Origin of the sequence: Ferrovibrio sp. (assembly GCF_017994015.1) — a bacterium.
Classification (GTDB): Bacteria; Pseudomonadota; Alphaproteobacteria; order Ferrovibrionales; family Ferrovibrionaceae; genus Ferrovibrio.
In genome coordinates, this window is sequence record NZ_JAGOLP010000060.1 from 1 (window position 1) to 18745 (window position 18745).

Genomic DNA, 18745 nt, shown 5'->3' on the forward strand with positions numbered 1-18745 from the left:
CCCTTGGGCAGCCATGTGGTGAAGGTATCCACCATGATATTGCCGCGCCGCGCCTGGCAATAGGGCAGGAAACAGAATACCGACAAAGCCGTGGCCATCTGCACAATCTCAAAATCGCCACCGATGGCGCCCAGCCCGCTCCAGCGCACCAGCACACTCACCACCACCACAAAGGCGGATGTCATCACCATCACGCCGCCAAGGATGGCAAGCGCACGGGTCAGGCGCGGCCACACGGCATGCTCGGCAGCGGCCGGCGCCTGCTGGTCATTGTCGTTCATCGGCCCCCGCTCCTTTCACGGCCGAATTAATCCGGCCGGCATGCTGTCATAAGACAGACGGACCGGGTTGTTTGCCCGGTCCGTCCCTACTCAAATTGTTATCCCCGCAAGCTCAAAAAGCCAGACGGTCAAACCTTGTCATACTTGGCGACCAGGGCGCGGGCATTCTCGATCATCTTGCCGCCATCAAGGCCCTTGTCCTTCATCGCCTTGATCCAGTCGTCGATCACCGGCTGGGTGGTCTTGCGCCAACGCGCCGCTTCATCGGGCGTGATCGCGGTGATCGAATTGCTGCGCTTGCGCACCATATCCGACACTGCCACACCTTCATTATCCCACATCGCGCCGGCCATCTTGGCCAGGGCCTGGCCGGAATTGTCGTCGAGGATTTTCTTCAGGTCGGCCGGCATGGCGGCGTATTTCGCCTTGTTCATCGCCAGGATGAAGGTGGCGGTGTAGAGCGTCGGCGAACCCGGGATGTCGATATGGTTCTTGACCAACTCATGCACCTTGATCGCCGGTACCACTTCCCACGGCACCACGCACCCATCCAGCACGCGCTGCGCCAGCGCCTCCGGCACCTGCGGGATCGGCATCGGGATGCCGGTGGCGCCCAAAGCCTTCAATGCCTCGCCGGCAAAGCGGGTCGGCGAGCGCAGCTTGAGGCCCTTCAAATCCTCCATCACCTTGACCGGCTTGTTGGCATGGATCAGGCCGCCGTCATGCGCCCAGACCACAATCGGATGCACGTCCTTGAATTCGTCGCGCAGATAGGTCTCGTAGAATTCCTGCACCGCCGGCGCATTGGCGATGCCGCGCTTGGCGCCAATGAACGGCAGTTCAAATACTTCCACGCCCGGGAAACGGCCCGGCGTGTTACCCGGCAGGGTCCAGACCAGATCCGCCACGCCATCGCGCGCCTGGTCGAACAATTGCGGCGGCGCGCCTCCGAGCTGCATGGCCGGGAAAATATCGACTTTGAGCCGGCCGCCGGATTCAGTTTCCAGCTTCTTGGCCCAGGGGGTCCACAGCTTGGTATGCACATTGGAAACTGCCGGCAGGAAATGGTGCAGCTTCAGTGTCACCTGCGGCGCCTGGGCGCGTGCATCGCGGATCACCATCGGTGCGCCAAAGGCCGCGCCAGCGGCAGCCGTGCCGGCAAGAGTCAGGAAACGACGACGTCCGATACCCATTGTTTCACTCCCCTAGAGGTTGGTTTTTTCGGTTGCGCGTATTCTAGGTACAGATTCGATAATAATAAAGACATGTTGAGATTATCGTTTTGGGCTTTTCCATATCAATTTGGATAACTAAACCCGGAAATAGCCCACCAAATCGGTCAGCCGCGCAGCTTGGCCCGCCATCGCCTCGGCCGAAGCCGTGGTCTGCTCCACCAGGGCGCCATTGCGCTGGGTCATCTCATCCATGTTCGAGACGGCGGTATTCACCTCGTCAAGCCCGGTGGCCTGCTCGCGGCTGGCGGCGGCAATCTCGGCCACGATATCCACCACTTTCTTTACCGAGCCGACAATCTCGTCCAGCGTCGCGCCCGCATCGTTGACGAGTTTGGCGCCTTCTCGCACCTGCGCATTGGATTCCGCGATCAGCGCCTTGATCTGTTTAGAGGCTTCGGCCGAACGCTGCGCCAGGCCGCGCACTTCCTGCGCCACCACGGCAAAGCCCTTGCCGGCTTCACCGGCGCGGGCCGCTTCAACGGAAGCATTCAGCGCCAGCAGGTTGGTCTGAAACGCGATCTCGTCGATCAGGCCGACTATATCAACAATACGACCCGAACCATCCTCGATACGGCCCATCGCCAACACCGCCTGGCGCACCACCTGGCCGCCACGATCCGCCGTGCCGCGCGCCGCCAGCGCCAGATGGTTGGCGGCTTCGGCATTTTCCGCATTCTGCTTCACCGTTGCAGTGATCTCATGCATCGAGGCAGCGGTTTCTTCCAGGCTTGCCGCCTGCTGCTCGGTGCGCCCGGCCAGATCGTTGGAGCCGGCGGAGATTTCATGCGCCGCATCGCGCACCGTCTGTGCCGCGCCGCTGACCTGCCCCATCAATTCGGCCAGTTTCTGCCCGGTGCTGTTCACATCTTGCTTCAACTGGTCAAACACCCCGCCATGGCTTGCTTCGATGCGCCGTGTCAGGTCGCCCTCGGCCATGGCGCCAAGCACCCGGCCCAGCCCGGCCAGCACATCATCCACCGTGCCAAGCAGGCCGTTCACCCGCTCGCCCAGCCGCGCCATGGTGCCGCCCAGCCGGCTGGTATCAATCCGCGCCGAGAGGTCACCGCCAGCAGCCGCTGTCACCACCTCGCCCACGGCACGGTCAAGCAAAGCCTCCTGCTCCTGCCGCGCTGCCTCGGCTGCCAGCCTTTCCTGCTCAACCTGACGCTGGAGCTGCTCATTCTCCAGGCCATTATCCTTGAATACCTGCACGGCGCGAGCCATGGCGCCGATCTCGTCATTCCGCGCCCGGTTCGGCACATCCATGGCCCAATCGCGCTGCGCCAGCCGCGCCATTGCCGCAGTCAGGCTGCCCAGCGGGTCCACCACCTGGCGCCCGATATGGTACCAGCCGATAAAACCGGCGATCAGCACGCTGGCGGCGCCGACCAAGGCCAGCACCAGCTTGCCGTTGCGGATGCCGCCACGCGCATCAGCCGCCGTCACCTCGGCCATGCTGTTGGCCTTGCCCACCACCAGGCCCACACTTTCCGCCAGCCGGCGCGCCGCATGGCGGCTGGTATCCAGCACCGAACGGCCCAGATCGGCCGATTCAAGCTCCTGCTGGCGATAGGTCAGCAGGCCGGTCATCTCATCGCCGAATTCCAGCACCGCCTTGGCCGCCTTGGCCAGGTCTGGCTGCGGTTTCAGCTTGTCGATGGCGGCCAGGGTGCGGCTGACATTATCTGCCGCCAGCGTATAGCGCCGCGTCACTGACTCCAGTTCGGCCACACTGCCGGCCGTGGCGCCCACCGCCAGCAGGCCAACGGCATTGTTCATCTCGGCGATCAGGGTGGTGATGCCCTGCACCATCAGCACTTCGCCACGTGCCAGCCGGGCCAGGGATTGCTCTATCTTGGGCAGGTTGCCGTCACGCGCCACCGAGGTCATCTCGGCGGTCAGTTCAAACACCGCCTCGTCCACCATCGGCGTGGCGATTTGCAGAAAACCGGCATGCGCCTGGGTCAGCTTCTGGGTTTCACTGCGGCGCGCCTCGGCCACTTGCAGGCGCGAGGTGACAAGCTGATGGATCTGGTTGATCGAACCCAGCAGAATGCCGGCCTCCTTGCGGATATCGCCCAGGCTGTCGCCGGCCATGGCTTCCGGCACGGCGGCAATGGCGCGTTCGATTACGGCGGCCTGTTCGCGAATCCGGCCGATGCGCTGGTTCACCTCGGTCTGGTTCTGCGCGGTCAGCAGATCGGGCGTGGCGGCCGAGAATTCCGCCACCCGGGCCGAAAGTTCCAATGCCGCGCTCACGGCAGGGCCACTTTCCTCCACCACATGGCCAAAAGCCTGCTCCAGGCGCTGGAACGACGCCCAGCCGATGGCCGCTGAAAGCAGCGTGGTGGCGGCAATCACGCCCACAGCGATATACAACTTGCGGCGTATCGAGCTGGTTTTGCCCGTCGCCTGCGGCTTGTGGGCCGCATTCTGCGGTTCCGCCATCTGGTGTTCCTCCCGGATCGATTTCTTCTTTCTTGATCAGAGGATTGTTCAGCTTTCCGGCAGCCGGCGCAAGCCTGTAGCGCGACCGGCCATTTATGCTAGGGTCTGGCGCTCAACAGGATTATCGCCATGCTCGTTCTGATCGACAATTATGACAGCTTCACCTGGAACCTCGTGCATTACTTCGGCATGCTCGGCCAGCGCGTTGAGGTTTTGCGCAACGACGAGAAAAATGTCAGTGAAGTCATGGCCTTGAAGCCACAGGGCATCGTGCTCTCGCCTGGCCCCTGCGATCCCGACCGAGCCGGCATCTGCCTCGACCTGATCCACGCCGCTGCCGACACAACACCGATTTTTGGTGTCTGCCTGGGGCATCAGGCCATCGGCCAGGCCTTTGGCGGCCAGGTGGTGCGTGCACCGAAGCCGCTGCATGGCAAATTGAGCCGCATCAAGCATGACAATACCGGTGTGTTTGCCGGCCTGCCGCAAGACCTGCTCGCCACCCGCTACCATTCCCTCACCGTGGCGCCGGAAAGCCTGCCCAATTCCCTGCGCGCCAATGCCCATGCCGAGGATGGCGTGATGATGGGGCTGGCGCATGCCGCCCTGCCGGTGCATGGCGTGCAGTTCCATCCTGAAAGCATTGCCTCGGAGCATGGCCTGGCCATGCTGGCGAATTTCCTGCGTGCCTGCGGCCTGCCGGTGAATGAGGACGTGGTGGCGCAAGCCAAGGGCAAGGCGGCATGAGCGGCGATATCGACAGTTTCAAGCGGCTGCTCAATCTGGTGGCCGGCGGCGCCACGCTGAGTGTGGAGGATTCACGCCTCGCCTTCGATGTGATGATGTCGGGCAATGCCACGCCGTCGCAGATGGGCGGCTTCCTGATGGCCTTGCGGGTGCGCGGCGAGACGGTGGACGAAATCACCGGCGGCGCGCTCACCATGCGCGCCAAGGTCACCAGTGTGCCGGCACCGGACAATGCCATCGACATTGTCGGCACCGGCGGCGATGCCAAGGGCACCTGGAATGTCTCCACCTGCTCGGCCATCGTGGTGGCGGCAGCCGGCGTGCCGGTGGCCAAGCATGGCAACCGCGCCTTGTCGTCCAAGACCGGCGCCGCCGATGTGCTGACCGCCTTGGGCGTCAATATCGATTGCGACATGCGGCTGATCGAAAAGGCCATCCGCGAAGCCGGCGTCGGTTTCCTGATGGCGCCACGGCATCACGGCGCCATGCGCCATGTCGGCCCGACCCGGGTTGAGCTTGGCACCCGCACCATCTTCAACCTGCTTGGCCCGCTTTCCAATCCCTCCTTCGTCAAGCGGCAATTGCTTGGCGTGTTTTCGCGCCAATGGGTGCGGCCTTTGGCCGACGTGATGGGCAAGCTTGGCTCCGAGCGTGTCTGGGTCATGCATGGCTCGGACGGGCTGGACGAAATGACCCTGACCGGGCCGACTTATGTTTCGGAACTGCATAACGGCGCCGTGCATGATTTTGAGATTGTGCCGGAGGATGCTGGCTTGGGCCGGGTGCCGTTCGAGGCATTGAAGGGTGACGACCCGAGCACCAATGCGGTGGCGTTGCGCGGCGTGCTGGGCGGCGACCGCAATGCCTTCCGCGACATTGTGTTGCTGAATGCCGGCGCGGCTTTGTTGATCGCCGGCAAGGTGGATAATCTCAAGGATGGCGCCGCCATGGCGGCCGAGGCGATTGACAGCGGCAAGGCCCGCGCCACGTTGGCCCGGCTGATCGAAATCACCCATGAAACCATTGCCGAGCCGAAAGAGTGAGTATGCGCCATGAGTGATGTGCTGGCAAAAATCTGCGCCGACAAGCTGGAGCATATCGCGGCCTGCAAGGCGGCGGCTCCCTATGCAGCGGTGGAGATCGCCGCGCGTGCCACCCCGGCGCCACGTGGTTTCCATGCGGCCTTGCAGGCCAGGCTGGCCGCCGGGCAATATGGCCTGATCGCCGAGATCAAGAAGGCTTCGCCGTCCAAGGGCCTGATCCGCGCCGATTTTGACCCGGCAAGCCTGGCCCGCGCCTATCTGGCCGGCGGCGCCGCCTGCCTCAGCGTGCTGACCGACGTACCGTATTTCCAGGGCCATGACGAGTATCTGCGCCAGGCGCGTGCCGCCGTCTCGCTGCCGATCATCCGCAAGGATTTTATGCTCGATCCCTATCAGGTGGCGGAAGCGCGTGCACTTGGCGCGGATTGTATCCTGCTGATCATGGCGGCTTTGTCGGATGCCCAGGCGGCTGAACTGGAAGCCGCGGCCCAGGAATTCGGCCTGGATGTGCTGGTGGAAGTGCATGATGCCGCCGAGACCGAACGGGCGCTGAAGCTGCAATCCCGCCTGCTGGGCGTGAATAACCGCAACCTCAAGACCCTGGCCGTAGACCTCGCCACCTCGGAGGCGCTGGCTGCCCTGGTGCCGGCAGGGTACACGCTGGTGAGTGAATCCGGGCTTTACAGCAAGGCCGACCTGGACCGTATGGCAAAAATCGGCGCGCGCTGTTTCCTGGTGGGTGAAAGCCTGATGCGCCAGGCCGATGTGGCCGCCGCCACCCGCCTGCTGCTGACCGGCGAACAGGCCGCGTGATGGCAAAAAAGCCGCAGCTTTCGCATCTCGACGCGCAGGGTAATGCGCATATGGTGGATGTGTCGGACAAGGCCGAGACCGAGCGCGTGGCCGTGGCCGGCGCGCGGATCCAGATGTTGCCGGCCACGCTGAAGCTGATCCTTTCGGGCAATGCCCCCAAGGGCGACGTGCTGGCCACGGCGCGCATCGCCGGCATCATGGCGGCCAAACGCACTCATGAACTGATCCCGCTGTGCCATCCGCTGGCGCTGACCAAGGTGACGGTGGAACTGACGCCGCGCAAAAAGCAGCATTGCATCGAGATTACCGCCACCTGCAAGCTGAAAGGCAAGACCGGCGTGGAGATGGAAGCCCTGACCGCCGCCAGCGTGGCGGCGCTGACACTCTACGACATGGTGAAAGCAGTGGATCGCGGCATGATTATCAGCGATATCCGGCTGCTGCATAAATCCGGCGGTAAATCCGGCACCTTCGAGGCGGCATGATCCCGGTCGCAGAAGCGCGTCAGCGCATTGTCGGCGCCCTGCCCGCCATGCCGGCGGAAACCGTTGCGCTGGCGGCTGGGCTGGGCCGGGTGCTGGCCGAAGCGTTGACCGCACGCCGCACCCAGCCGCCCTTTGCCGTGAGTGCGATGGATGGCTGGGCGGCACGGCAGGCCGATCTTGGCAACATCCCCTGCGCTTTGCAGCCGATCGGCGCCGTGGCGGCCGGCGGGCGTTTTGATGGTGAGGTCGGCCCGGGCCAGACAGTGCGCATCTTCACCGGCGCGCCCTTGCCGCCAGGCGCCGATGCCATCGTGATCCAGGAAGATGCCGATCTGGGCAGTGATGGCCGCCTGATTGTGCGTGAGGCGCCGAAGCCTGGGCAATGGATCCGCCGCGCCGGGCTGGATTTTGCCGAGGGCGACGCCTTGCTGCCGGCAGGCCGGCTGCTGGCGCCGAGCGACATCGCGCTGGCCGCCGCGATGAACCGGCCCTGGCTGCCGGTGCGGCGCAAACCGCGTATCGCCGTGCTGGCCACCGGCGACGAGCTGGCCCGGCCCGGCGACCCCATCGGCCCGAACCAGATTGTCTCGTCTAACAACTTTGGCCTCTGCGCCCTGGTGGCCCAGGCCGGTGGTGAGGCGTTAGACCTGGGCATCGCCCTGGATACAGAAGCCGATCTGCGCGCCAAGGCGGCCGGTGCCGCCGGCTGCGACCTGCTGATCACGTTGGGCGGCGCCAGTGTTGGCGAGCATGACCTGATCCATAAGGTGCTTGGCACGGGCGGCGCCGGCATCGATTTCTGGCGCATCGCCATGCGGCCAGGCAAACCGCTGATGTTCGGCCAAGCTGATCTTGGCGATAAAGGCCACGTGCCGCTGCTCGGCCTGCCCGGCAATCCGGTTTCCGCCATGGTCTGCGGCCAGCTTTTTGTGCGTCCGGCGATCCGCGCCATGTTGGGCCTGGATTGGGCGATCAATACAGAAACCGTGCTCAGCGCCACCGATCTGGCGGCCAATGACAAACGTGAGGATTACTTGCGCGCCCGGTTGCGGCAGGACGAAGCCGGGCGCCTGCTGGCCGATGCCTCGTCACGCCAGGATAGTTCCATGCTGCGGTTGTTGAGCGAGGCCGATGGCCTGGTGGTGCGGCCACCGCTGGCGCCGCCTTTGCGGGCCGGCGAGCCGGTGCCGTTCATCCGGCTGCGGCCATAAGGCCGATATAACTTGCCATTCAGAAGCATTAAGGGAGGAAACCACAAATGGCCCATCGTATTGCAGTGATCCCCGGCGACGGCATTGGCAAGGAAGTGGTGCCGGAAGGCCTGCGTGTGCTGGATGCGGCCGCACGCAAGTTCAATATCGATTTCAGCTTCGACAGCTTTGACTGGTCCTGCGACTATTACCTCAAGCATGGCATGATGATGCCGGAGGATTGGAAGCAGCAGATCGGCGGCCATGACGCGATCTTCTTTGGCGCCGTGGGCTGGCCGGAGAAAGTGCCAGATCATATCTCGCTCTGGGGCTCGCTGATCAAGTGGCGCCGCGAATTCGACCAGTATGTCAATCTGCGTCCGGTGCGGCTGATGCCGGGCATCCCCTCGCCGCTGGCCAACCGCAAGCCGGGAGATATTGATTTTTATGTGGTGCGTGAAAATACCGAGGGTGAGTATTCCTCGGTCGGTGGCCGCATGTTCGGCGGCACCGAGCGCGAATTTGTGGTGCAGGAAACCTTCCTCACCCGCACCGGCACGGATCGTATCCTGAAATTCGCTTTCGACCTGGCGCAAAGCCGGCCCAAGAAGCATCTCACCTCGGCCACCAAGTCGAACGGCATCTCGATCACCATGCCTTATTGGGACGAGCGCGTGGTGGAAATGGCGAAGAACTATCCGGGCGTGCGGGTGGATAAATTTCATATCGACATTTTGACGGCGCATTTTGTGCTGCATCCGGATTGGTTCGACGTGGTGGTGGGTTCCAACCTGTTTGGCGATATCCTCTCCGACCTTGGCCCGGCCTGTACCGGCACCATCGGCATCGCGCCCTCGGCCAACCTCAACCCGGAAGGCAAATTCCCGTCGCTGTTCGAGCCGGTGCATGGCTCGGCGCCGGATATTGCCGGCAAGGGCATCGCCAATCCGATTGCCCAGGTCTGGTCCGGCGCCATGATGCTGGAGCATCTTGGCCACAAGGCGGCAGCCGATGCCGTGCTCAAGGCCATTGAGACCGTTCTGGAAGCCGGCCCGCGCACGCCCGATATGGGCGGTCAGGCCAACACCCAGGATGTTGGCAAGGCCATCGCCGAGGTGGTGGCGGCGGGCTGAAGCCGCCGCTTTATTAGCCGAGATAATAGGTGGCGAAATACCGCCGCAGCGCCGTGCGCTGGTTCTGCTGCATGTTTTTCCACATCTGCTGGCCCGCAGCCGTGGTTTGCGGGCCAGTCATTCGATAGATGAACTGACTGGCGATCAGCACCCGAACCACATCCTGCGCGGCCGCTAGGCGGTCATGCAGGCGCCCCGGCGCTATATCCCGCGCAACAAGCCCGAGTTGGACCAGCTCTGCCTGTAGCACCGGCATGTCCAACTGCAAGACCGCCTCCTGGTCCTGGCGCCCCCAAACCACCACATCGTCGATCTGCATGCCGGCCGCGAGCAAGCCGGCCTCAAAGCGGTACAGGCTGTCAAAAGCCTTGATTTCCCCCGGCCAGCGCTCACTTTCCGGCAATCGTTCCAGACCGGCGAATAGCGGCAAGCCAGCCATGAAGGCGATCCCGGCCCAGCGCGCATTGATCAGGCCGCGCCCCGACAACGGCAAACGCAGCAGAATATAGCCAATCGCCACGCCCAGCAGAAAACACACCAATTGCGGCAGGAAGCCAATCTGCGCCAACTGCCTGATGGCCGTGCCATGGATCGAAATCAGCAGCAGATGCAGAAAGGCCAGACCAACCGGCCAGCCCGGCTTGCGGTGGACAAAACTATAGGCCAGCACCAAACCGGCCAGCGCGGAAAGCCCGCCCCAGCCGCCAACCATCAGATACTGGTCGCCATGCACCAGCAGGCTGAGGCCAAAACCGGTTGCCAGCCCCGCAGTGAAGACCGCAAAACTCGCCCCGGCGCCAAAAAGGCGGGTGGCAATACCGCCGAGCAGCCAAAGCATGGCCGCTGAATAGAGCGTATGGGTCAGGGTCCCGTGCAGCCAGGGCGCCGCCAGCAGCCGCCAGTATTCACCGGCCGCCAATGCCGGCCCATAGGCGGCGCCGTATTCCAGCAAACGCGGCGGGGCGATACGGTAGGCCGAGATATTGCCGTCCAAAGCGAGATATCCAAAAACGCAAAGCCATGCTGTGCCAACCAGCCATAGCCAGAGACTGGGTTTGCGCCGGATCAGGCCGACCAGAAAGGCCAGCATATGCACAACAATCATTGCCGCCCCGCCACGATCACTTGCATGGGAATGATTTCTGCAAGGCGCTGGCGATCAATTCAGCGCCGGCCTGCGAAATCAGGGTTGGGTGCAATGCCAGCCAGTCGCGCACGATGAACTCCACCCGTGGCGGCGGGATGGCGGCCGGCAGGCAGACCTTGCCGCCGATGCGCAGGGAATCCAGGATGCCCGCGACATAGCCCTGGCAATAGGCATCGCGTGAGCGGCAGGGCCGTTCGTCGAGTGATGGCTCGGCGCCCCAGGCCGGCAATGTAAACAGCAGCAGCACCACCAACATGCCTTTGTTTCGCCACAGGGCGCAGCTAATCTGTGCGTCGTAAATGACAGGCATGGCGGGTCCGGTGGCTGCGGCAAGGCAATTAGCGTTAGGCAATATTGGCCAGATAGGCAAGCTGCGATTGCGACCGGCGCGATTATCCGACCTGGATGCGCTTTGGGCGCTGGAACAGACCTGCTTCCGCACCGACCGGTTTTCGCGCCGCTCCTATGCCCGCGCCCTGACCAGCCCGCGCGCCACCCTGCGCGTGATCGAACAGGCCGGCCAACTGATGGCGGCGGGCCTTCTCTTCACCCGGGCCGATAGCGCCGCCGCCCGGCTCTATTCCATCGCCGTGCATCCGGCAGCGCGTGGCCTCGGCCTGGGCCGCCGCATGCTGCGCGCTCTGGAATTGGCGGCGCGCAAAAACGGCTGCCAGGAAATGCGGCTGGAAGTGGCCGCGCGCAACAAAGCTGCCCTCGCGCTCTATCGCGAATCGGGCTATGAAATGACCGGCCGGCTGGCGGGCTATTATGAGGATGGCGCCGATGCGCTGCGCCTTGCCAAGCCGCTTTCCGGCCGCCCGCCTAACTGAGCTTTCCCATGCATGTGATCATTGTCGAGCGCAAGACCCATTTCCGCTACCGCAATCCCGGTTGCCTGGTGCTGAACAACCGTGAATTCATCACCCGGCCCGAGCTGGTGCAGGACAAGCGCGCCAAGATCATCAACCTGTCGAAGGATTATTCCTATCTCGGCTATGGCTATTACTGCTCGCTGCTGGCCGAGGCGCGGAACCAGAAGGTGATCCCCAGCGTCAAGACCATCCTGGAACTGCGCGAGCGCAGCATCTACACCCATGCGCTGCCGGAACTGGATGAATTGCTGGCCCAGCAACTCAAAAAGCTGGTGATGGTGCCAACTGCGCCCTTCTCGATCCATATCTTCTTTGGCCGCAGCGATGACCTGCGCTTCCCCGATCTGGCGCGCAGGGTGTTCGACGAATTCCGCTGTCCGCTGCTCAAGCTCAACATCTCGCCCGAGGATGGCTGGCATATCGCCTCGATCCGGCCGATGGCGCTGGGCGATGTGAAGCCGGAACAGCAGGAATTCTTCGAGCGCGCCCTGGATGCCTATACCCGCGCCGGCTGGCGTACGCCCAAGGCCAAGAGCGTGGCAAAATACTCACTCGCCATCCTGCATAACCCGGCTGAAGTGCTGCCACCTTCCGACCGTCGCACCTTGCAGAAATTTGCCCGTATCGGCGAGCAGATGGGCGTGGATGTGGAACTGATCGAAAAGAAGGACTACGCCGAGCTGGCTGAATATGACGCGCTGTTTATCCGCGAGACCACGGCGCTGGACCACCACACCTACCGCTTCGCCAAGAAGGCCGAGAAGGAAGGCATGGCGGTGATCGACGATCCAACCTCGATCCTGCGTTGTACCAACAAGGTCTATCTGGCTGAATTGCTCAAGGCCAATAAAATCCCCACGCCCAAGACTGTGGTGCTGGACAAGAGCGGCATCGAGGCGGTGGAGCAGGAAATCCCTTATCCGGTGATCCTGAAAATCCCCGATGGCAGTTTTTCGCGCGGCATCATTAAGGCGGCGGATCGTGCCCAGTTGCTGGAAGGTGCTGGGCGTTTGCTGCGTGAATCCGATGTGATCCTGGCGCAGGAATATCTCTACACCGATTTTGACTGGCGTATCGGTATCCTGCGCGGCCAGCCGATTTTCGCCTGCCAGTATTTCATGTCGCGCGGCCATTGGCAGGTGGTGAAGCATGGCGAGGGCGGCCGTTTCACCGAAGGTGGCTTCCGCACCCTGCCGGTGGAGCAGGCGCCGGATGAGATCGTGCAGATGGCGCTGAAAGCCGCCAATCTGATCGGCGACGGGCTTTATGGTGTTGACCTGAAGCAGACCGCCAAGGGCGTGGTGGTGATCGAGGTGAATGACAATCCCTCGATCAACCAGGGCGAAGAAGATGCCGTGCTGAAAGATGACCTCTACCGTCGCATCATCCAGGAATTCATCCGCCGACTGGAAGGCCGCAGCGGCAATGCCGAAGCCGCGCTGCCCGCACAGACACCGGTGATGCCGCCGCTTAGCCTTGCTAGCGGCTTCAATCTGCCGCAGGGCGCGCCCTCCCCGGCCCAGATCGCCGCCCAGGTGGCCGCCAAGGTGGCAGCGCAGGTTTCCGGCGAGATTGCCGCCCGTATTGCAGCCGAAGTTTCTTCCCAGGTGCTGAGCCAAGCGCTGGGCGCCGGCCGGCCGCAAGTGGTGAATACCGGGCGTAATGAAGAGGATTCCAGCCTGCCCTATCCGATCGGCAAGAGCCGCAGCTAACGGCGGCAGCCGGCCAGGAACAGTTTGACGGCGTGATCCACGATGCCGTTGATGGCGGCGCGGGTTTTGGCGGGTGGCTTGGCAGCCAGCAGCAGGCCAAGCTGGTTATGCCCCAGTACCATGCCGAGGAATTGCTCGGCTGCCAGCGCAGCATCGTCAATGGCCAGTTCCGGCCGGCCTTTGAGATAAGCCGCCAGGGTCAGCACAATCGGGCGCGGACCGCTCTGATGGATCAGGCGCCCCAGGCCGGGAACGCGACCGGCATCGGCGATGATCAGGCGATGCAACGCCAGCGAGCGTGGCGCCAAAGCAAGCCGCAGATAGGAACGGCCAACCTCGGTCAAGGCCTGCTCCGGCGGCAGGCCGTCAAAGCCCAATTGTTCGATGGCCTGGGTCAAGGTGCCGGCCAGTTCGTTGATGATTGCCGCAAACAACGCCGCCTTGCTGGAAAAATGAGCGTAGACGGTGATTTTTGAGACACCTGCGTGACGGGCGATCAAGTCCATGCTGGTGGCACCATAGCCATGCGCAAGAAAAAGCTGCATCGCCACGGCCAGAATGCCGGCAATTTTGGCTTCGTCCACCGGCCGTCCCGGGCGGCGGCCATTAACCTTGATCGCCGATTTCCTCACGGTTTTTTTGGGCGTTTGCGCCATCACATCCATTTGCATTCGCTATTACTGAACTATACAGTATAGTTATAGAAGTTGCATGGCAAGGCGCCCCGGCATCTGCATGCCCGCCGCACTGCATTGTGCAAGCTCGCATCACACAGGGGTTGGATTTCCGGATGAAAAAGGCGCTTGGTTTTGGCCTGCTGGCTGTATTGGTGGCTGCTGGTGCGGGCTGGCATTTTTATGGCCCTGAATTGCGTGACCAACTGGCCCTGGTTTCCGCCGCCCCCGCTGCGCCCACTGCGCCACCGCAGCAAGGTTCGGAACGTAATCCGATCCCGGTGGATATCCGCGCGCCGAAGCTCGGCAATGCCCGGCAGCAGATCGAAGCCGTGGGCAGCCTGCGTTCGAATGAATCGGTGATCCTGCGGCCCGAAATTGCCGGCCGCATCACGGAAATCCTGTTTGAGGAAGGCCAGCCGGTGAAACGTGGTACGCCGCTGGTGCGGCTGGATGCCAGCATCGCCCGCGCCCAGGTGGCGCAGGCCCGCGCCAGCATCGTGCTGAGCCGTGCCAATTATGCCCGCGCCGACGAATTGTTTGGCAAAGGTGCCGGCACGCAACGCACCAAGGATGAGGCCACTGCCAAGCTTGCCGCCGACGAAGCCGCACTGGCGCTGGCCCAGGCAACGCTGGACAAAAGCACCATCCTGGCGCCGTTTGACGGTGTGCTCGGCCTGCGGCAGGTCAGTGTTGGCGATTATGTCAATCCGGGCCAGGCGATGGTGAATCTGGAAGGCCTGGATCAGTTGAAGGTCGATTTCCGCATCCCGGAAGTCTATTCGCGGCTTGTTGCGGTGAATCAGGTTATCAACCTGCGGCTCGACGCCCTGCCCGGCAGTAGTTTTGAGGGCAAGGTCTATGCGCTTGATCCGGCGCTTGATCCGAATGGCCGCGCCGCCATCCTGCGCGCCCGCCTGCCCAACAGCGACAAACAGCTTCGCCCCGGCATGTTCGCCCGTGTCACCCTGATCGTGGAAGACCGCGCCAATGCCGTGCTGGTGCCGGAAACCGCCCTGGTGCCGGCCGGCCAGGATATCACCGTGTTCAAGGTGGTGAATGGCAGGGCTGTGCAAACCAAGCTGCGCACCGGCCTGCGCCGCGCTGGCGAAGTGGAGGTGCTGGAAGGCCTGGCCGCCACCGACCGGATCGTGGTGGAAGGCGGCGTGAAGCTGCGCGACGGGCAGTTTGTGCGCCAGGCCGAAGTGAGGGGCAGCTAAGCCATGGGTATCTCCGAACTCTGCATCCGCCGCCCGGTTTTTGCCACTGTGCTCAGCCTGGTGGTGGTGCTGATCGGCCTGGTGTCGTTCAGCCGCCTGACCGTACGCGAATATCCCAATATCGACCCGCCGGTAGTGCTGGTGCAGACCACCTTCCGCGGCGCCAGCGCCGAAGTGATTGAAAGCCAGGTTACGCGCGTGCTGGAGGAATCCATCGCCGGCATCGAAGGCATCGATTTTGTGCGCTCGATCACGCGACCGGAAACCAGCCTGGTGGTGGTGCGCTTCAAGCTCAACCGCGACGCTGAATCCACCGCCAACGATGTGCGCGACCGCGTCAGCCGTGTGCGTGGCAAACTGCCGACCGAGATCGATGAGCCGGTGGTGTCCAAAGTGGAAGCCGATGCGCAGCCGGTGCTGTATGTCGCCTTTTCTTCCGATCGCCACTCGTCGCTGGAATTGACCGATTATGCCGATCGTTATGTGAAGGACCGGCTGCAATCGATTGCTGGCGTTGCCGAGGCGCGCATTTTTGGCGAACGCCGCTATTCGATGCGCATCTGGCTCGATGCCGCCCGCCTCGCCGCCTATAACCTGACACCACAGGATGTGGAAGGCGCGCTGCGCCGGCAGAATGTGGAAGTGCCGGCCGGCCGCATCGAAAGCCAGAATATGGAATTCACCGTGCTGTCGGAAACCGACCTGCGCACGGCGGAACAATTCAATGCCATCATTGTGCGTGAAGTGAACAGTTATCCGGTGCGGCTGCGCGATGTCGGCAATGCCGTGATCGGGCCGCTGGACGAGCGCGTCAGCGTGCGCTTCAACGGCAAGCCGGCGGTTTCGCTTGGCATCGTGAAGCAGGCCGTGGCCAATCCGCTGGATATTTCACGCGGTGTGCGTGAGGCCCTGCCCGAAATCCTCAGCAGCCTGCCGGAAGGCATGCGGGCCGAAGTGGCCTATGACACTTCTGTTTTCATCGAGGCATCGATCGAGTCTGTCTATCGCACCATCGGCGAAGCGGTGTTGCTGGTGGTGGCGGTGGTGTTCCTGTTCCTGCGCAACTGGCGGGCCACGCTGATTCCGGTGGTTACCATTCCGGCCTCTTTGCTGGGCGCTTTTGCCATCATGTATGTGCTCGGCTTCACCGTGAACACCCTTACCCTGCTGGCCATGGTGCTGGCAATTGGGCTGGTGGTGGATGATGCCATCGTGGTGCTGGAAAACATCTATCGCCATATTGAAGAAGGCATGCGGCCCATGGATGCCGCTTTCAAGGGCGCCAAAGAAATTGGTTTCGCCGTGGTGGCGATGACGCTGACCCTGGCAGCGGTCTACGCTCCAATCGGGTTCATGAGCGGCACCACCGGCAGGCTGTTCACTGAATTCGCCTGGGCATTGGCTGGCGCGGTGCTGATTTCCGGCTTCGTGGCACTGACACTCAGCCCGATGATGTGCGGTCATATGCTGCGCCATGAATCCAAGCACGGCTTTCTCTATAATCTGGTGGAGAATGTGCTGAATGGCATCACCAATGGCTATCGCCGCATGCTCGCCGGCACGCTCAAGCTACGCTTCCTGGTCATCCTGGTTGGCATCGTCTTTGCCGGCAGCAGCTATTTCCTGTTCAAAGGCCTGAAGCCTGAGCTTTCGCCAGTGGAAGATCGCGGTACCGTGGTAGGCAGTTTCAACGGCCCGGAAGGCGCCACCATCAATTACATGGAAAAATATGCCCGCCAGGTCGAGAAGCTGGTTGAAGGCGTTCCCGAAGCCGAGGCGCGTTTTGTTGTCTCTGGCAATCCGATTGTTTCGCAAGGCACGTCGTTCACCCGCCTGAAACACTGGAACGAGCGCGAGCGCAAGCAACAGCAAATTGTCACCCAGCTCAATCCAAAATTCCGCGAACTGGCCGGCGTGCAGGCCTTTGCCGACAATCCGCGTTCCCTGGGCCAGAATCTGCGATCACCGGCGGTGTGGATCGTGCTGCAAGCCAATGTGGAATATGAAGAGTTGAACCGCATGGTGGCCAAGGTGCTGGCCGAGGCGGAAAAATATCCGGCACTGGCCAATGTCGATACCCGCCTCAAGCTGAACAAGCCCGAAATCAAGGTGGCGGTAAACCGCGACAAGGCCTCCGATATGGGCATTGAGGTGGATACCATCGGCCGCACACTGGAAACCATGCTTGGCGGCCGTCAGGTGACGCGCTTCAAGCAGAATGGCAAGCAGTATGATGTGATCGTGCAGGTGGCGAATGTGGACCGCACCAACCCGGATGACCTGTCGAAAATCTATGTGCGTGGCAGCGATGGTCAGATGGTGCAATTGTCCAATCTGGTCGCTGTGCGTGAATCACTCACCGCGCGCGAACTGACCCGCATGAGCCAGCTGCGCGCCGCTGATATCACGGCCAACGTGGCGCCAGGCTATTCCGAAGGCGAAGCGCTGGCCCAGCTTGAGGAAGCCGCCCGCGCCGTCTTGGGCAAAACCGCCCAGATCGACTACAATGGCCAGTCGCGTGAATTCAAGCAGGCTTCCGGCGATATCTACTTTACGTTCATCCTGGCGCTCGCCTTCATCTATCTGGTTCTGGCGGCGCAGTTTGAAAGTTTCATCGATCCCTTCATCATCATGCTCACCGTGCCGCTCTCGATGACCGGCGCCCTGCTGGCGCTGAAATATGGCGGCGGCACGATGAATATCTACAGCCAGGTGGGATTGGTGACGCTGGTGGGCCTGATCACCAAGAACGGCATCCTGATCGTGGAATTCGCCAATCAGCTTCAGGAACAGGGCCGCGCGCGGGTTGAAGCGGTGATCGAGGCATCCGCCTTGCGCCTGCGCCCGATCCTGATGACCACCGCCGCCATGGTGCTGGGTGCATTGCCGCTGGCCATGGCGATGGGCGCCGGCGCCGAAAGCCGCAACCAGATCGGCCTCGTCATCGTCGGCGGCCTGCTGCTCGGCACCTTGCTGACGCTGTTCGTGGTGCCCACCGTCTACACCCTGATCGCCCGCGACCGCAGCAAAAAGCCGTCACTGCATGCCGCACCGGTTCACGATGCGCATGCCCCGGCACATCCGGCCGAGTAAACCCTACTCGGCCGCAGCCTGAGCCGGCGCCGGGGCGATTTCCTCGGGCCGATGCGGAAAGGCGAGCGCGGCCAGGAAGATGACCGCGCCGAGAGCTGCCAGAACAGTGTAGACCGCCTCAAAATTGCCGCTGCGGCCATGGAAGAAGGTGATCAGCGGCACCGCCAGGGCGCTGGCGCTGAATGACATCACATAACGCACGGCAAAAGCGCGGGCGCGCCAGGAATCGCTGGTATAGCGCGCGATCATGGCGTCATTGATCGTTACCTGGCCAAACAGCGCAAACATCACGCCGGCGGTGAAGCCGAGCAACGGCCAGCCGAAGGCCCAGCCGGCAAAGAAAAAGCACGGCGCCTGGATCGCCGCGATTGGCACAAAAACCCGGCGCAACGGCAGCCGGTCGATCACATTGCCCACAATCAATTGCGCCATGGCGCCGAAGGAGAAGACCAGCGCCGCCGTAAGGCCAACACCAAAGGTGGTCAGGCTGCCGAGATTGAGCTGTTCCTCAAACAGCTTGGGCAGCGAAACCGTGCCAGCGTTAAAATTTACCCCGTCGCCAATAGTGACCAGCGACAGCACCACAAAGGCGCGGATCATGATATTGCGCGGCACCCGGGCCTGCTGCTTCGGCGCCGCCTTGCCGCTGCTG

General features: G+C 62.7%; 16 protein-coding genes and 1 pseudogene. 10 read left to right on the forward strand and 7 right to left on the reverse strand.

Features of this window, described 5'->3' with window-relative positions; genetic code table 11:
* The 3 genes and pseudogenes from KBB36_RS17880 to KBB36_RS17890 all read right to left on the reverse strand — a co-directional run.
* Positions 1–281 (reverse strand): annotated as a pseudogene (locus KBB36_RS17880) (TRAP transporter small permease subunit); the annotation flags it as partial.
* Positions 282–409: 128 nt separating this feature from the next.
* Positions 410–1474 carry a TRAP transporter substrate-binding protein gene (locus KBB36_RS17885; RefSeq protein WP_290984105.1) on the reverse strand — a complete coding sequence of 355 codons (1065 nt, stop codon included), beginning with the start codon at positions 1472–1474 and terminating at the stop codon, positions 410–412.
* Positions 1475–1591: 117 nt separating this feature from the next.
* Positions 1592–3964 carry a methyl-accepting chemotaxis protein gene (locus tag KBB36_RS17890; RefSeq protein ID WP_290984108.1) on the reverse strand — a complete coding sequence of 791 codons (2373 nt, stop codon included), beginning with the start codon at positions 3962–3964 and terminating at the stop codon, positions 1592–1594.
* Positions 3965–4093: 129 nt separating this feature from the next.
* Between KBB36_RS17890 and KBB36_RS17895 the strand changes: the two genes are divergently transcribed.
* Genes KBB36_RS17895 through KBB36_RS17920 form a run of 6 tightly spaced genes read left to right on the forward strand, consistent with a single transcriptional unit; the run spans position 4094 to position 9375 of the window.
* Positions 4094–4711 carry an aminodeoxychorismate/anthranilate synthase component II gene (locus KBB36_RS17895; protein ID WP_290984111.1) on the forward strand — a complete coding sequence of 206 codons (618 nt, stop codon included), beginning with the start codon at positions 4094–4096 and terminating at the stop codon, positions 4709–4711.
* Complete coding sequence (gene trpD / locus KBB36_RS17900) at positions 4708–5754, forward strand: anthranilate phosphoribosyltransferase (protein WP_290984114.1); 1047 nt, start codon at positions 4708–4710, stop codon at positions 5752–5754. Before KBB36_RS17895 ends, trpD begins: the two co-directional genes overlap by 4 nt.
* 9 nt (positions 5755–5763) lie before the next feature.
* Positions 5764–6567, forward strand: coding sequence for an indole-3-glycerol phosphate synthase TrpC (gene trpC / locus KBB36_RS17905; protein ID WP_290984117.1), 804 nt, complete (start codon positions 5764–5766; stop codon positions 6565–6567).
* On the forward strand, positions 6567–7052 hold the full coding sequence (gene moaC, locus KBB36_RS17910; protein WP_290984120.1) for a cyclic pyranopterin monophosphate synthase MoaC: 486 nt from the start codon (positions 6567–6569) through the stop codon (positions 7050–7052). The genes trpC and moaC overlap by 1 nt, the downstream gene beginning before the upstream one ends.
* A complete protein-coding gene (glp, locus tag KBB36_RS17915; RefSeq protein WP_290984123.1) occupies positions 7049–8263 on the forward strand; it encodes a gephyrin-like molybdotransferase Glp in 1215 nt (404 codons plus the stop codon). Before moaC ends, glp begins: the two co-directional genes overlap by 4 nt.
* A gap of 47 nt (positions 8264–8310) precedes the next feature.
* Positions 8311–9375 carry a tartrate dehydrogenase gene (locus KBB36_RS17920; protein WP_290984126.1) on the forward strand — a complete coding sequence of 355 codons (1065 nt, stop codon included), beginning with the start codon at positions 8311–8313 and terminating at the stop codon, positions 9373–9375.
* 13 nt (positions 9376–9388) lie between these two features.
* On the opposite strand, the gene KBB36_RS17925 is transcribed toward KBB36_RS17920, so the two are convergent.
* Together KBB36_RS17925 and KBB36_RS17930 are read right to left on the reverse strand one after the other, a co-directional pair.
* Entirely contained in the window at positions 9389–10480 is a 1092-nt protein-coding gene (locus KBB36_RS17925; protein WP_290984129.1) for a rhomboid family intramembrane serine protease, read from the reverse strand.
* A gap of 16 nt (positions 10481–10496) precedes the next feature.
* The gene (locus tag KBB36_RS17930; RefSeq protein WP_290984132.1) at positions 10497–10778 is read right to left on the reverse strand and encodes a Rap1a/Tai family immunity protein; all 282 of its coding nucleotides are present in this window, start codon (positions 10776–10778) and stop codon (positions 10497–10499) included.
* A 121-nt stretch (positions 10779–10899) separates the two neighbouring features.
* Between KBB36_RS17930 and KBB36_RS17935 the strand changes: the two genes are divergently transcribed.
* Both KBB36_RS17935 and KBB36_RS17940 read left to right on the forward strand, forming a co-directional pair.
* Complete coding sequence (locus KBB36_RS17935) at positions 10900–11352, forward strand: GNAT family N-acetyltransferase (RefSeq protein WP_290984135.1); 453 nt, start codon at positions 10900–10902, stop codon at positions 11350–11352.
* Between the two features lie 8 nt (positions 11353–11360).
* Positions 11361–13106 (forward strand): RimK family protein, encoded by a 1746-nt coding sequence (locus KBB36_RS17940; RefSeq protein ID WP_290984138.1) that lies wholly within the window; start codon positions 11361–11363, stop codon positions 13104–13106.
* On the opposite strand, the gene KBB36_RS17945 is transcribed toward KBB36_RS17940, so the two are convergent.
* The gene (locus tag KBB36_RS17945) at positions 13103–13690 is read right to left on the reverse strand and encodes a TetR/AcrR family transcriptional regulator (protein WP_290984141.1); all 588 of its coding nucleotides are present in this window, start codon (positions 13688–13690) and stop codon (positions 13103–13105) included. The two genes, KBB36_RS17940 and KBB36_RS17945, sit on opposite strands and share 4 nt — an antisense overlap.
* 206 nt (positions 13691–13896) lie before the next feature.
* On the opposite strand from KBB36_RS17945, the gene KBB36_RS17950 reads away from it, so the two are divergent.
* Entirely contained in the window at positions 13897–15000 is a 1104-nt protein-coding gene (locus tag KBB36_RS17950) for an efflux RND transporter periplasmic adaptor subunit (protein ID WP_290984143.1), read from the forward strand.
* Between the two features lie 3 nt (positions 15001–15003).
* Positions 15004–18093, forward strand: coding sequence for an efflux RND transporter permease subunit (locus KBB36_RS17955; RefSeq protein WP_290984146.1), 3090 nt, complete (start codon positions 15004–15006; stop codon positions 18091–18093).
* 3 nt (positions 18094–18096) lie between these two features.
* Here KBB36_RS17955 and KBB36_RS17960 read toward each other — a convergent pair.
* Positions 18097–18745, reverse strand: a 649-nt coding sequence (locus KBB36_RS17960) for an MFS transporter (protein WP_290984149.1), incomplete at its 5' end; no start/stop codon positions are given.

Bases quoted from the DNA above. Each gene is read 5' to 3' on its own strand.
- trpD (WP_290984114.1), top strand. From the start codon at position 4,708: ATGAGCGGCGATATCGACAGTTTCAAGCGGCTGCTCAATCTGGTGGCC.
- KBB36_RS17955 (WP_290984146.1), top strand. From the start codon at position 15,004: ATGGGTATCTCCGAACTCTGCATCCGCCGCCCGGTTTTTGCCACTGTG.
- KBB36_RS17940 (WP_290984138.1), top strand. From the start codon at position 11,361: ATGCATGTGATCATTGTCGAGCGCAAGACCCATTTCCGCTACCGCAAT.
- trpC (WP_290984117.1), top strand. From the start codon at position 5,764: ATGAGTGATGTGCTGGCAAAAATCTGCGCCGACAAGCTGGAGCATATC.
- KBB36_RS17920 (WP_290984126.1), top strand. From the start codon at position 8,311: ATGGCCCATCGTATTGCAGTGATCCCCGGCGACGGCATTGGCAAGGAA.
- KBB36_RS17925 (WP_290984129.1), bottom strand. From the start codon at position 10,480: ATGATTGTTGTGCATATGCTGGCCTTTCTGGTCGGCCTGATCCGGCGC.
- KBB36_RS17885 (WP_290984105.1), bottom strand. From the start codon at position 1,474: ATGGGTATCGGACGTCGTCGTTTCCTGACTCTTGCCGGCACGGCTGCC.
- moaC (WP_290984120.1), top strand. From the start codon at position 6,567: ATGGCAAAAAAGCCGCAGCTTTCGCATCTCGACGCGCAGGGTAATGCG.
- KBB36_RS17950 (WP_290984143.1), top strand. From the start codon at position 13,897: ATGAAAAAGGCGCTTGGTTTTGGCCTGCTGGCTGTATTGGTGGCTGCT.
- KBB36_RS17890 (WP_290984108.1), bottom strand. From the start codon at position 3,964: ATGGCGGAACCGCAGAATGCGGCCCACAAGCCGCAGGCGACGGGCAAA.
- glp (WP_290984123.1), top strand. From the start codon at position 7,049: ATGATCCCGGTCGCAGAAGCGCGTCAGCGCATTGTCGGCGCCCTGCCC.
- KBB36_RS17895 (WP_290984111.1), top strand. From the start codon at position 4,094: ATGCTCGTTCTGATCGACAATTATGACAGCTTCACCTGGAACCTCGTG.
- KBB36_RS17930 (WP_290984132.1), bottom strand. From the start codon at position 10,778: ATGTTGGTGGTGCTGCTGCTGTTTACATTGCCGGCCTGGGGCGCCGAG.